This is a genomic window from Glutamicibacter sp. AGC46 (assembly GCF_053543715.1).
On record NZ_JBLVOJ010000024.1, the window covers coordinates 130885 to 143489 of the forward strand.

General features: G+C 60.7%; 12 protein-coding genes. 6 read left to right on the forward strand and 6 right to left on the reverse strand.

What is annotated here, in order from left to right; all coding sequences use genetic code 11:
- Positions 1-21: 21 nt before the first annotated feature.
- Entirely contained in the window at positions 22-420 is a 399-nt protein-coding gene (locus tag ACNPM8_RS12635) for a DUF4282 domain-containing protein (protein ID WP_105661845.1), read from the reverse strand.
- Positions 421-599: 179 nt separating this feature from the next.
- Here ACNPM8_RS12635 and ACNPM8_RS12640 point away from each other — a divergent pair, with 179 nt between their 5' ends.
- Complete coding sequence (locus ACNPM8_RS12640) at positions 600-1616, forward strand: S66 family peptidase (protein WP_402741688.1); 1017 nt, start codon at positions 600-602, stop codon at positions 1614-1616.
- 89 nt (positions 1617-1705) lie between these two features.
- Here ACNPM8_RS12640 and ACNPM8_RS12645 read toward each other — a convergent pair whose 3' ends face one another.
- The 3 genes from ACNPM8_RS12645 to ACNPM8_RS12655 form a co-directional block, all read right to left on the reverse strand.
- Positions 1706-2803 carry a pyridoxal-phosphate-dependent aminotransferase family protein gene (locus ACNPM8_RS12645; protein WP_332730822.1) on the reverse strand — a complete coding sequence of 366 codons (1098 nt, stop codon included), beginning with the start codon at positions 2801-2803 and terminating at the stop codon, positions 1706-1708.
- Between the two features lie 109 nt (positions 2804-2912).
- Positions 2913-3620 (reverse strand): phosphonatase-like hydrolase, encoded by a 708-nt coding sequence (locus ACNPM8_RS12650; protein ID WP_426735077.1) that lies wholly within the window; start codon positions 3618-3620, stop codon positions 2913-2915.
- A 13-nt stretch (positions 3621-3633) separates the two neighbouring features.
- Positions 3634-4392 (reverse strand): GntR family transcriptional regulator, encoded by a 759-nt coding sequence (locus ACNPM8_RS12655; protein ID WP_105661922.1) that lies wholly within the window; start codon positions 4390-4392, stop codon positions 3634-3636.
- 168 nt (positions 4393-4560) lie between these two features.
- Here ACNPM8_RS12655 and ACNPM8_RS12660 point away from each other — a divergent pair, with 168 nt between their 5' ends.
- From ACNPM8_RS12660 to phnE, 4 genes are read left to right on the forward strand one after another with little or no spacing between them, the layout of a single operon-like run.
- On the forward strand, positions 4561-5760 hold the full coding sequence (locus ACNPM8_RS12660; protein ID WP_426735079.1) for a TIGR03364 family FAD-dependent oxidoreductase: 1200 nt from the start codon (positions 4561-4563) through the stop codon (positions 5758-5760).
- Between the two features lie 29 nt (positions 5761-5789).
- The gene (locus ACNPM8_RS12665) at positions 5790-6710 is read left to right on the forward strand and encodes a phosphate/phosphite/phosphonate ABC transporter substrate-binding protein (RefSeq protein ID WP_105658230.1); all 921 of its coding nucleotides are present in this window, start codon (positions 5790-5792) and stop codon (positions 6708-6710) included.
- Between the two features lie 2 nt (positions 6711-6712).
- Positions 6713-7489 carry a phosphonate ABC transporter ATP-binding protein gene (locus ACNPM8_RS12670; RefSeq protein WP_448939948.1) on the forward strand — a complete coding sequence of 259 codons (777 nt, stop codon included), beginning with the start codon at positions 6713-6715 and terminating at the stop codon, positions 7487-7489.
- Positions 7486-8361, forward strand: a complete 876-nt coding sequence (gene phnE / locus ACNPM8_RS12675; protein WP_448939949.1) for a phosphonate ABC transporter, permease protein PhnE — start codon at positions 7486-7488, stop codon at positions 8359-8361. Before ACNPM8_RS12670 ends, phnE begins: the two co-directional genes overlap by 4 nt.
- A 206-nt stretch (positions 8362-8567) precedes the next feature.
- Here phnE and ACNPM8_RS12680 read toward each other — a convergent pair whose 3' ends face one another.
- Complete coding sequence (locus ACNPM8_RS12680) at positions 8568-9788, reverse strand: MFS transporter (protein ID WP_448939950.1); 1221 nt, start codon at positions 9786-9788, stop codon at positions 8568-8570.
- A 95-nt stretch (positions 9789-9883) separates the two neighbouring features.
- Positions 9884-11554 (reverse strand): amidohydrolase, encoded by a 1671-nt coding sequence (locus tag ACNPM8_RS12685; protein WP_448939951.1) that lies wholly within the window; start codon positions 11552-11554, stop codon positions 9884-9886.
- A 304-nt stretch (positions 11555-11858) separates the two neighbouring features.
- Here ACNPM8_RS12685 and ACNPM8_RS12690 point away from each other — a divergent pair, with 304 nt between their 5' ends.
- Positions 11859-12590, forward strand: a complete 732-nt coding sequence (locus ACNPM8_RS12690; RefSeq protein WP_133832988.1) for a type 1 glutamine amidotransferase domain-containing protein — start codon at positions 11859-11861, stop codon at positions 12588-12590.
- Positions 12591-12605: the final 15 nt, after the last annotated feature.

The window sequence follows — 12605 nt, forward strand, 5'->3', positions numbered from 1 at the left end:
GCGGGCCATCGGCCGTTGGACTTACTTCTGGTAAGGGTTGGCTGGCGGAGTGCCGCCGCCATTGGCGGTTGGATCCTGCGGCTGCTGGGGAGCAGGAGGATTACCCGGGTGCGGGCGGTAGCCGCCTTCTGCCGGCGGGATGCCACCGGCCAGACGAACGAGTTCAGTGGTGTTCTCCGCAGTGCGGATCTGTGCCAGCAAGGATTCGAGTCCTGCACGGACCAGTACCAAATAGACTAGGGACACCAAAGGACCCACGATCAGGAGCATGAGGAAGCCGAGCATTGCATCAGCCATGAACCCGGAAATCACGATTCCGAGGTAGCCGATCGCCAACAGGACCATGATCAGGATGTAAACGATCTTGATGATCGATGGCGTGATGAATTGTTTGAATTCCAAGTCGAAGAGGGACTTCACCTTATTTGCTTCTTTCTTTAGAGAAATTGCGCTGTCCCGCCCACGTTATCGAATTTCGCAGTATTCTCCCAGTAGCTGGAGCGGAATATCTTCATTTGTTGCGAAAATTTCGCCAACTAGTCGCCTGCGACTGCGTGCGGGTTATTATCCCCTGCCAAGCCAGACCCTAGACTGATTGCATGACAAGCCATGAGAAGCCGACCATCGTCCCAGCCCGATTGCAATCCGGAGACACCATCAGGGCCATTGCGCCATCGTGCTCCCGCGCCTTCGTGATGGAATTCGACAATACGAAGTGGATCACTGAACGCTTCGAGGCCATGGGGCTCAAGCAGGAATTCGGAGATCACGTAGACGAGAACGATGACTTCGACAGCTCGCCGATCCCGTCGCGCGTGGCCGATCTGCACGCCGCATTTGCCGATCCTTCTGTCGCCGGAATCATCTCGGTCATTGGCGGCTTCAATTCAAACGAGCTGCTCCCCTACCTCGATTGGGATCTTATTGCCGCCAATCCCAAGGTCTTCTGCGGCTATTCGGATTTCACCGCGCTGGCAAACGCCGTGCATGCCAAGACCGGCCTCGTTACCTATGTCGGCGCGCATTGGTCCAGCTTCGGCATGCGTGATCATTTTGAACCAACCGGACAGTGGTTCCGGACCGCAACCCACGAGCACGCGTGGACCATCGAGCACGCCAGCGAATTCACCGACGATTTGTGGTTCATGGATCAAGACAACAGGTCCGTCCAGGCATCCGGCGGACCGTGGATCCTGAATCAAGGAGCGGCCACGGGCACGGTGATTGGAGGGAATCTGGGCACGCTGCATTTGTTGCAGGGCGGCGAATTCATGCCATCCTTGCACGGGGCGATGCTCTTCATCGAGGAAGACTCCTCCGAAGACATCCACGAAATCGCCCGGAAGCTCGCCTCTTTCCTGCAGTCCCCTAGCGCCGCTGGCCTGACCGGGCTGGCCATTGGGCGTTTCCAGCGGCAATCCGGCATCACCCGTAGCCTGCTGGAGCAAGTCATCGCAAAGCACCCGATCCTGCAGCGCATCCCGGTTGTGGCCAACCTCGATTTCGGCCACACTTCCCCGATGTTCACCTTGCCGATTGGCGGCTACGCCAGGCTTTCGACCGGTGACGATTCGGTGCAGCTGCACTTTGCGCATTCACAAGACCAGCTGGGCTAGCCCAAGGGCCACGGCAAAAAGCGGGACCATTCCATCTCCTGGTTGGCCCCGCCATGCTTTGCGCTCAGTAGGCCACGGCCCTCACGGGCTTAGGCCTTGTCGATCGCTTCCTTCAGCGCAGCCAGCAGCAGCGCCACCGAACCCGGATTAGCGTTGGGGCCCATCATGCCGACGCGCCATACGGTGCTCGCGTACTTGCCGACACCGCCGCCGATTTCAATATTGAAGCGGTCGAGCAGGTATCCACGGACCTTCGCCGAATCAACGCCTTCAGGAACGTAGACCGTCGTCAGCTGCGGCAGGCGGTACCCCTCCTGGGCGAATAGCTCCAGGCCCATTTCCTGCAAGCCATCTTGCAGCAAGCCTCCCGCTTCCTGATGGCGGGCGGTGACCGCGTCCAGGCCCTCAGCCAGGATGCGGTCGATGCCGGCTTCCAGCGATGCGACCATCGAGACCGGTGCGGTGTGGTGGTAGGTGCGTTGGCCCCCGGTGGAACCTGTGGCGTAGCCGCCGAGCAAGCCTAGATCCAGATACCAGGATTGGGGCTTCTGGACGCGGCGCTCGAAAGCACGGTCTGAAATGGTAAATGGTGCCAATCCCGGAGCCACGCCGAGGCATTTCTGCGTGCCGGCATAGCCAACGTCAATCCCCCATTCATCAGCCAGCACCGGCATGCCGCCAATGGAGGTCACTGCATCGGTGATCAGCAGTGCATCGCCCTTGATTGCGCCCAGCGCGGCTATATCGGAAACAACTCCGGTACTGGTTTCAGCATGCACGCCGGCAATGACGGTTGGGTTCGGGTGCGCCGCGGCAACGCGTTCGGCATCGATCGGCGTGCCGTATTCATGCTCGACGCGGACTACTTCAGCGCCAGCGCGCGCAGCAACTTCGCACATGCGCTCGCCGAATAAGCCGTTGATCGCGATGACCGCTACGTCGCCTGGGTTGATGGTGTTGACGAACGCGGCTTCCATGCCAGCTGAGCCCGTGGCGCTCAAAGGCAAGGTACGGGAGTTTCCGGTTCCCCAGAGAGTACGCAAACCATCAGCAACGCGATCCATGCGTGCAATGAACTCCGGATCCAGATGGCCCAGCAGCGGAAGGCCGAGCGCTGCCGTTGCCTCGGGATACGGGTTGCATGGACCCGGTCCGAACAGGTGGCGCTGAAGAACAGTCTTGCTCATGACGACTCTCTTTCATCTCAATGGGATGTTCCAACTAGAGCTCAGCATATCCCGCATCCCAATCCGAAACGAAACATATCTTCCGCATTGCAAAATTACTCGGGTCGAACTACACGGCCGCGGGCTCGATCGCCTCGAGATAATCCGGCAGCTCCGCCACGGATTCGAGGATGGCGGCATGCGGGAACCGGTCCAGCTCTTCGCGGCCCAGCTTCCCGGTCAGCACACCGATCCCATGCACTCCCGCGTGATGCGCGGCCAGCAGGTCGTTGGCGGTGTCGCCTGCGGCAACAACCTTGGCTACATCGCGAATTCCCGTCAGCTCCATCGCTCGATGAATCATGTACGGCGCAGGGCGTCCCGCTGCTGCTTCATCGCCGGCAACCACTGCGTCGAGAAGTTCGCCAGGACCGACCTTCCACTCCAAGCCATCGAGGATGATATCGGCAACATCGCGCGAGAACCCCGTTGTCAATGCGATCTTCTTGCCGCTGGCAGACAAGCGTTCCAGCGCTTGCACGACACCTGGCAATGCGACGGGCGGATTCTCCTGGTAATACCCCAGCAGCAAATGGCGGAAACGGTCAAACTGCACCTGCACCTGTTCATCGCTGGCAGTACCGCCGCCAAGTTCAATCAGCGCTTTGATCGCTTCCTTCTTCTCGGCGCCCATCCAATGCTGCAGATCCTCCTCCTTGACCTCAACACCGAATTCGCACACCGCATTCTCCAGAGCCCGGTACACATCGGCATGTTCGTCAATGGTCGTTCCAGCCATATCGCAGGCAATGAGTTCAAACATGTCTTCTCGTTTCATCGTGTTTTCCTGTTCAGACAGCAATGCTTCGCACACGGCTCAATGAGGCGCGATGCTCGCTGGTGTTTTCAATGGTGAAGTTGGCCAGATCCGGCAAATACCGATCATCGGAGTACTCAAGTTTCTGCCCCGATTTGGCGGAAGTCACGCGCCGTTCGCGCAGGAGCGGGGCGCCGAGCCGGACACCCAGCAGCTGCGCGTCCAGTTCATCGGCCGCCACCGCGTCGATGGTGTGCTTGCCTCGGTAGAGGTCTACGCCTTGCTCCCGCAGGTACTCGAAAATCGAACCGTCATCCGCATCGAATTCGAAGAGCAGCCGACCGACTTCTTGGGTAAAGCTAGTCCGCTCCAGCATCGCCGGGCTCCCATCGAGCAAGCGCAGGCGCAGGATCTGCACCACCTTGGCACCTTCTTCGAGTTCGAGCTGCTCGGCCACGAGGGCATCGGCCGGGCGCTGCGCCAATTCCCGCGTTTCCTGTCCAGCCTCCAATCCGATGGAGCGCGCCCAATCAGTAAAGGACATGAAGGTGGTAAACGATTGGGATTGCACCTGTTGCGCCACGATTGGCGGCTTGCCTTGTCCCCCCGCAATGAGGCCCTCCGAACGCAACTGGGCGAGCGCATGCCGGACCGTGCCACGCGAGGCATTGGCGCGGGCACAGAGTTCTGCCTCGCTGGGCAGGACATCTCCTTCGTGCCATGTGCCAGCCGCTATTTCCTGCCGCAACCAGGTGGTGAGGGCTTGGTACTTGGGTTGCTTCTTGTTCTCCATCACCTCTTGATCATACAAGTGGTTTTATTGTGAAATCAGCGAATCACAAGACATTCCAGTGAACTGAAAGTGAATAGACGGACCCCATTCTGAACTCTAGGCAAACTTGTTCAAACAAGTGCCATTTCGGGTTGAATCCGCTCATCCCGGGCATGGATGATCACTGTCGTGAGCAACGAAAAAAATTTCCCACAGACCCGGCCAGTCGCCAACCACGCAGATGTGCTGGTGATCGGCGCCGGCATTGTCGGCCTGGCCCATGCCGCTCGAGCCCTGGACGCCGGCCTCTCGGTAATCGTCATTGAACGTGACCATGAGGCCATCGGCGCATCGGTCCGCAACTTCGGCCACTGCTGCATCACCGCGCAGTCCGGCGAACTCTACGACCTGGCGCAGTCAGGACGTCCCTTGTGGCTTGACTACGCTGAACGCGCTGGCTTCTGGGCCGTTGAATCGGGAGCTGTCGTGGTGGCCTCGACAGAAACGGAATTGCAGGTCCTGCGCGAACTGTCCGCACGCCGCGAAACCGGGCAGGTCGAGATGCTCAACGCGCAGGACATCGCAGAACAGCTCGGACGCGAAAGCACCGAAGGATTCCTCGGCGGCGCGTTCCTGCGTGATGACCTGCGCGTCGACCCGCGCACCACGGTGGCCAAGCTGGCCCAGTGGGTCAACGCCCATGTTGCTGGCAGCGTCCAGTTCAGCACCAGCGCCTTGGGATTCGGGGCCGGCCGGCATCGCCGGGCCAGCGTGCAAACTAATCGCGGCGCCTTCGAAGCCGACCAGGTTTTCGTTTGCGTCGGCCACGACGTGGACTACCTCTTCCCGCAGATCGCGCAGGAGCACCAGATCACCCGGTGCGCGCTGCAGATGCTCCGCGCAGAAGCTTCCGAAGACCTGGAATTGAAGCCGGCCGTCCTCACCGCCACCTCCATGCTGCGCTACGAGGCCTTCACCGAAGTGCCAGCAGCCAAGGCCCTGCAGGCTGAAGTTCTCGCCGAGCACCCGGAGCTGCTGGATATCCAGGCGAATGTCATGTTCACCCAAAGGCCCGACGGCACCCTGCTCATGGGAGATTCGCACAGCTACGCCGCAACCCAAGCTCCCTTCCTCAAGGAAGCGACCTCGCAAACATTGCTCTCGGCCATCGGGGGCTACATGAGTGGCACCGAGCTGAAAGTCATTGAACGCTGGCAAGGAATCTATGCCTCCAGCGCTATCGGCCCCTTGCTCATCCGCAATGCCGCCGACGCCATTACCATCGTCTCCGTGACCGCCGGAGTCGGAATGACCCTGTCCTTCGGCCTGGCCGACAAGAACATCAAAAACCTCGCCAAGCCGGCCATGGCTTCGTCGATCACCGCCTAGCTTAGCTACACCACGCATTGGAGCAAACCATGAAGATCTCTCAGGCATTTAAATTCTCTGCCGTCTCGCTGGGCCTGCTGGCCCTCACCGCTTGCGGGTCCGCCCAGGCGGATGAGCAGGCCGACTCCGCTGCCCCCGCGTTCTGCGCCGATGGGCCCATCAATTTCGGCATCGAGCCCTACGAAGCACCAGCCAAGCTCGAACCGGCGTACGGCGTGCTCGCCGACGCATTGGAGCGCGAGCTCGGATGCGAAGTCGAGGTCCAAGTTGTCGAGGACTACGCCGCAGAGGTACTGGCAATGCGCAATGGAAAACTGGATCTTGGCCAGTTCGGTCCCGTGGGATACGTGTTCGCCAGCCAGCAGGCCGGCGCTGAACCGCTCGTGTCCTTCGGGACCGCCCAAGGCGAGCTCAGCACCTACACCGGTGGCATCTGGGTTGCGAAGGATTCAGAAATCAAGACCCTCGAAGACCTGCGCGGAAAGGACTTCGCACTTGGCGGCGTGGGCTCAACCTCCGGAGATGTCCTGCCGCGCTACGCGCTGAAGACTGCCGGCATTGCCGAGTCCGAAGTCAACTTGAACTACGCAGGAGGGCATCCTGAATCACTGCTGGCCTTGGCCAACGGAACTGTCGACGCCGCCCAGCTCAACTCGCAGACCCAGGCGGTTGCCGAAGAAGAAGGTACCTTCAACCCGGAAGACTACCGCCAGATCTGGACCTCGGAACCCATCCCGAATGACCCGATCACCATCAGCGCCGATGCCGACCCGGAACTGAAGAAAGCCGTTAAGCACGCGCTGCTGAACCTGCCGGAGGAAGATATCGCCCAGGTAGGAGCTTTCCTGGATGTGACCCCTCCGGGCCCATTGCTGGAAGTCACCAAGGAAACCTACGGCCCGCTGTTCGACCTGGCTTCCGAAATGGGCCTCACCGAGGACGATATCTAACCATGGACACCACGCAATTGGCCCGTCCGGCCCTCTCGGTGAAGTCCCTGGCCAAGTCCTTCAACCAGCGCCGCGTGCTTGATGATGTCGATTTCACCGTCAACCGCGGCGAGCTCGTGGCCTTTCTGGGTGCCAACGGCTCCGGAAAATCCACCACCCTCAAGTGCGTCGCGGGATTGGCCACGCCGGATTCGGGAAGCATCGAATTGGATGGCATCCACCTGGCCGATCTCCATGGCCGTGATCTAGCCCGTGCGCGATCCCGGGCAGCCATGGTGTTCCAGAAGATCCATCTGGTGCCCCGCCGCACAGCACTGGACAATGTCTGCGCAGGCGCCCTGGCCCGTGTCACCGGCTTGGCCTCATTCTCCCCCGCTTTCTTCTCGCGCGAACTGCGGGAAGAAGCAATGGCCTGCCTGGACCGGGTTGGCATGGCCGACCGCGCCCTGGACAAGGTCGGGCGCCTTTCTGGCGGACAGCAGCAGCGCGTAGCCGTCGCCAGGGCCCTGTGCCAGCGCGCGTCGGTGCTGCTTGCCGATGAGCCGGTTTCTGCTCTGGACCCGCATGCGGCCGAGAACATCATGGAACTGCTCGCTACCCTGGCACACGAAGAAAACCTTGCCGTTGCAGCGGTCTTGCATCAACCAGAGCTTGCACAGCGGTATGCAGACCGAGCCATCGGGTTGCTGCATGGACGTATCGCTTTCGATGGTCCGGTCCAGAATCTCGGCGACGACTTCCTGGATGTCCTTTACTCTCCCGAGAGGATTGCAGCATGAGCCTTCATACCCGGACTCGCATCAAGGAGCAGGCAGTGGAAAGTACCTCGCAAATGGTCGTTGGAAAGACCGCGCCAGCACTGCCCAGAGACCCGCACAAGGCGGCCCGGCGTACCCTTTGGATTACCGCAGTTGCAGTGATTGCCGTCCTTCACCTTCTGGCCATCGCGGGAACTGATTTTGATCCGGCGTTGCTCGTGGATGGCTGGCGCGGGATGGCACGATTCATCAGCGACGCATTTCCGCCGGATCTGAGCTGGGACAAAGTCATACTTCCTGGCTTGGAGGCAACGCTGGTCACCTTGTGGATCGGCTTGCTGGGCACGACCTTCTCCATTCCTACGGCCTTGGTGCTCGCTGTGCTCGCATGCCGCACCACGACGCCGCATCCGCTGGCCTACCAAGCAGCACGCAGCATCTTGTCCTTCTTCCGCGCGGTACCGGATATCGTCTTTGCGCTCATCTTCGTCACCGCCGTGGGCTTGGGTCCCTTCGCAGGTGTGCTGGCGCTGATCTGCCACAACACGGGAGTGATGGGAAAGCTCTGGGCCGAGTCCCTGGAAGAAACCGATCAGGGCCCGCAGGAAGCGCTGTCCACCACCGGCGCATCACGGGTTCAGCAACTTACCCATGGCGCACTGCCGCTGGTGATCCCGCAGTTCGTCGGCTTGCTCTTGTACCGCTTCGACGTCAACGTCCGTTCGTCACTGGTCCTGGGCCTGGTCGGTGCTGGCGGCATCGGCTTGCTCATCAACCAGGCGATCAAGTCGTTCCAGTTCGATACGATGCTTACGCACATCATCATCGTGCTGATTCTGATCATCGTCGTTGACCAAGCGTCCGGATTCATCCGCCGCAAGCTGGCAGTCTAGCGCCTCGCCAATCGGAAAAGCGCGCCTGGGCCCCAGCGGGTGTCCGTGAACCTTACAGGATCGAGGACACCGGCTGGGGCTTCATGGCGCTCTGGGCGAATCGTTGTGGTCCCTGAAGATGCCTCGGCACCTTTACCAGCGGCGCAGGTCCTGGAAAGTCGTTGTTTTCCACTGGTTGGCATGTGCCGGTGGTGGACCGTGCACTGCTATTCAGGAATTCCCATTGGAGCGACGCGCTGGGGCAAGCCGTGCTGATTGCGGCCCTGGACGAGAACCACGCAGGTCATGGACAGCAGCACTCCGACACTGCAGGCGACGAGAAGCACGCCAAAGCCGCTGGCAGCCTCGATGAGCATGCCGCCCAGAACTGGTCCAAGCGCGAACCCGGTGCCGATCATCAAGTTCGTGGAATTCATCAGGTGGCCGCTGGAGTCCAGGTCGGAGACCGTGGCCAGCAAGTAGGGCAGGATGAAGGTCCAGGAGAATTTGAAGATGATCGCCGCGGCCGCGAACTGCACGGCTCCGCTCAACCCGAACAGCAAGCCGATGGACAGCAGCATCGCCAGATAACCGAGAATGAGGAACAGCGGGCGGCGCGGATGGTCGCCCAGGAATGTGGCCAGCAAGGAGGAAGCAATTCCCGGGACTGTCGCAACAGCGAGAATCAGGCTCGTCGTACCCAAATTGATCTGCGCGGACGCCGCGAATTGCCCCATGAACGACCATACCCCGCTCAACGCTAGGTAGAAAAGCATTACCGCCGCCAGGGCCAGAAACGCCTTGGATCTCGGGGCCGGCCGGTGCCCGTAGTTGGCACTATCGACAGCCGGGTCAGCGGCGCTTCCCAACAGCACGTTGCCATCGATGCGGTGCGCAACCGCCATGCAGCACAGGGCTAGCCCAGCCATGGTCCAGTAGATCGCAGACACCGCGGAATCCGCGAAGAGCACCGGGAAGAGCGCCAGAATCACGGCGCCCATGACCAGCTGGGCCGCAACGAATAACCCATAGGCCCGTCCTGGGTTCGCGCTCCTGCCGCTCAAGCTCAGGATCACCACGGTGATCGAGCCAGCAGCCAGGGACGTCACAATGCGGCACACCGCCAAGAGCGCGTAGTTGTCCGCAAAGCCCGAGACCACATTTCCGGCCACGGCAACCAGCGTGAAGACACGAGTTGCCGTCACGAGGTTGACGCGCTTGAGCCACAGATAGGCGGGGATAGTCGCCAAGCTGAAGGCCCCGAGCTCCATGGACAGCAGCCCGCCTACTTGGGTAGCCGTCAGGCCGAATTGCGCCACCAGCTTGGAGGCGATCACCGGTGCGGTCAGCAGCACCATGTACAGCACCGCGCTGTAGGCACCGATGTAGATGTAGGTTCCGCGGTCGCCGCCTGTTTTTGTGCGCGCGCCAGCCAGTATCGAGTCCATGGCTTTCCTTCGAGACAGCGGCGAGTTGCCGCGGGTAAATAATGATGCTCCGGCCGATACCCTGGCCGGCTGAGAACAACGTGCTGGGCAGGCGATTAGCGCACCGGCACGCTCGAGGATCCGAGTCGGTCGTAGACCTTTTGCCCGCTGAACCAGGTCTGCTGTGCAGTGATCTGCGGCAGCTCTTCGAGTTGCACCTCAAACGGGTCTGCCGAGAGCATGATGAAGTCAGCGGACTTACCGATTTCCAGCGACCCGGTCAGGTCATCCAGTCCCATCGCTTTGGCGCAATTGATCGTGTAGATGCGCAAGGCATCCGCCAAGGTCACGGCTTCTTCCTCCCAGAGCGTTCCGGGGAAAGCTCCGGTAGGATCCTTGCGGGTGACCAGACCGTAGATTCCCTCCCAGGCGTTCGGGGAAACGCTCACCGGCCAGTCCGAGCCGCCGGCAACTAGCGCCCCGGTGGCCAGCAAGGTCTTGTTCGGGTGCATCTTGGATGCCCGGTCGGCGGGAAGGACGAGTTTCATGGCTTCGGTAATCACCCCGGGGAACCACAATGACGGCGAGATATCGGCGGTGACTCCCAGTTCTGCAAAGCGCGGCAGGTCATCCGGGTGAATGAACTGGCCGTGGGCGATATGGTATTTCGGCTCGCCCAGACCTGCCTCGCGCACCTTCTGGACTGTGTCCAGGACCAGGCGCACCGAAGCATCGCCGGTGCAGTGGATCTTCGCGGAAATGCCCCGCCGCGCCGTGCTCATCAGCCAGCCCGCGAGTACTTCTGGAGGCATTGTGGTGTTGCCGCAATGGCATTCGGGGAATCCCGCACCCTCCAGATACGGTTCGATGAAGGCTCCGGTCCCTGCCGGCGGAACGCCATCAAGGAAGATCTTGATGAAATCCGGGCGGTGATGAGTTGACCTGGTTTGCTCGCGCTCGGCAATGATCCCCTCGCCCAGCGGATGGGTCCCGAAAATGAAGTCATTGGCCTGCATGCTGGAAACCACCCAGGCGTGCAGATTCCCGGATTCATCGAGTTCTTTCAAGGCCTGCATGAGTTGCAAGGAGGCGGCAGCATCCTGGAAACCGGTGATGCCGTAAGAATGCAGTATTTCCATGCCCCGCGATGCCGCTTCGGCCAACTGCCAAGTCGGCGTGGGGCTCATTGATTCGCGGACCTGTTCGACAATGACCCCGCCGGCTTCCAGCAGCACGCCGGTGGCTCGGCCTTCGGCATCCCGCATGATTTCCCCGCCTTCGGGGTGAGGGGTCGCGCCGGTGATGCCCGCAAGCTCCAAGGCACGGCTGTTCACCCATCGGTTGTGCTTAGCATCATCCTTGAGCAAGGCCGGCCGGCCGCCGGTGGCCTGATCCAGCCGCGCCAGTGCCTGGGACGTATTGATCTCACTCAACAGGCCCGAACCCCAGCTGCCACCGATGACCCACTGGTCCGCAGCCAGCTTATCCGACCAGACCGCGACTGCCTCCAGGAACTCGTCCAGGTTGAGAGTTGGCGGAACGTTGAGCTCGAACAGGTCCATCTGCCCGGCAAGCATGTGATGATTGTGCACGTCCATCAGCCCGGGCATGATCGTGGCCCCGTCCAGATCGATAATTTCCATTTCCGGCCTACGCAGCGCCAGCGCATCCTCTCCGAGCGCGACAATCTTTCCTGCGCGGACGGCCATCGCATTGACTATGCGTTCATGCGGATCCAGCGTATGGATGGTGCCGTTGACCAAGAGAAGGCTAGGGGCGGTGTTCACGAGTGCAATCCTTTCGAAAGATACCAATCCGGGATGGCTCTCCAAGGTTCAAGAAGTGATGCACGGCATATCCCGGCCGGTGCATTCATTCTCGCAAAGTCCGCCCCAAGGACGTTGGCTTTAAGCGCATGCTTAGTTGGCAACGCACGCCAAACTCGCTCCGGGGCTAGAAACAGGAACCACGTCCCATTTGTTCTCCCTCCGGAGCACGATTCCGGAAAGCAAACTGGCAACTTGCGCATCGCCCTTGCGACAGCCTTCCTGTTGTACAAGGGTGGAAGGACGAATGCGAAAGGAGCACACCTTGAAGAAAATCCTCATGGTCCTGACCAGCGTTTCCGAAATCGGTAATGACAAGGAACCTACCGGATACAACGTCGCCGAGGCCGCACATCCATGGAAGGTGTTCCGGGATTCCGGGCACTTCGTCGACTTCGCTTCCATTAAAGGCGGACAACCCCCGCGCGACACAGTGGACCAGGACGACCCGGTCCAGGTCCAGTTCACCCAGGACGAAACGACCCGTGCCGGCTTGTACAACACCGCCAGGGTTGAAGTCGTCGACCCCGAACAGTACGACGCCGTGTACCTCGTGGGAGGCCACGGCACCATGTGGGACTTCCCCAATAATGAGGGCCTGCAAAAGCTGGTCGGCGCTATCTACAACAAGGGCGGCGTTGTCGGTGCAGTCTGCCACGGCCCGGCCGGTCTGCTCGATGTCGAGCTGCATCATGGTTTGAAACTCTTAAGTGGCAAAACCGTTGCAGCATTCACCAACGATGAAGAAGTGGCCGTAGGCAAGGACAAGATCATTCCGTTCTTCCTGGCCGACAAGCTCACCGAGCAAGGCGCCACGCATATCGCCGCCGATAACTTCGAAGAGAATGTACAAGTCTCCGAACGCCTGGTCACCGGACAGAACCCAGCTTCCGCCGCAGGTGTCGCCAAGGAAATGGAAAAGCTCTTGGCCGAAGTGATCCACCAGGAGAAGGCCGCTGAAGCCGCAGCCGCCGAGTCCGAGGCCGAGGCACAATGAGCTAAGCCGTAACCC

Excerpts from the sequence above, each read along its gene's own strand:
- ACNPM8_RS12645 (WP_332730822.1), bottom strand. The coding sequence starts at position 2,803 with ATGAGCAAGACTGTTCTTCAGCGCCACCTGTTCGGACCGGGTCCATGC.
- ACNPM8_RS12650 (WP_426735077.1), bottom strand. The coding sequence starts at position 3,620 with ATGAAACGAGAAGACATGTTTGAACTCATTGCCTGCGATATGGCTGGA.
- ACNPM8_RS12655 (WP_105661922.1), bottom strand. The coding sequence starts at position 4,392 with ATGGAGAACAAGAAGCAACCCAAGTACCAAGCCCTCACCACCTGGTTG.
- ACNPM8_RS12640 (WP_402741688.1), top strand. The coding sequence starts at position 600 with ATGACAAGCCATGAGAAGCCGACCATCGTCCCAGCCCGATTGCAATCC.
- ACNPM8_RS12665 (WP_105658230.1), top strand. The coding sequence starts at position 5,790 with ATGAAGATCTCTCAGGCATTTAAATTCTCTGCCGTCTCGCTGGGCCTG.
- ACNPM8_RS12670 (WP_448939948.1), top strand. The coding sequence starts at position 6,713 with ATGGACACCACGCAATTGGCCCGTCCGGCCCTCTCGGTGAAGTCCCTG.
- ACNPM8_RS12680 (WP_448939950.1), bottom strand. The coding sequence starts at position 9,788 with ATGGACTCGATACTGGCTGGCGCGCGCACAAAAACAGGCGGCGACCGC.
- phnE (WP_448939949.1), top strand. The coding sequence starts at position 7,486 with ATGAGCCTTCATACCCGGACTCGCATCAAGGAGCAGGCAGTGGAAAGT.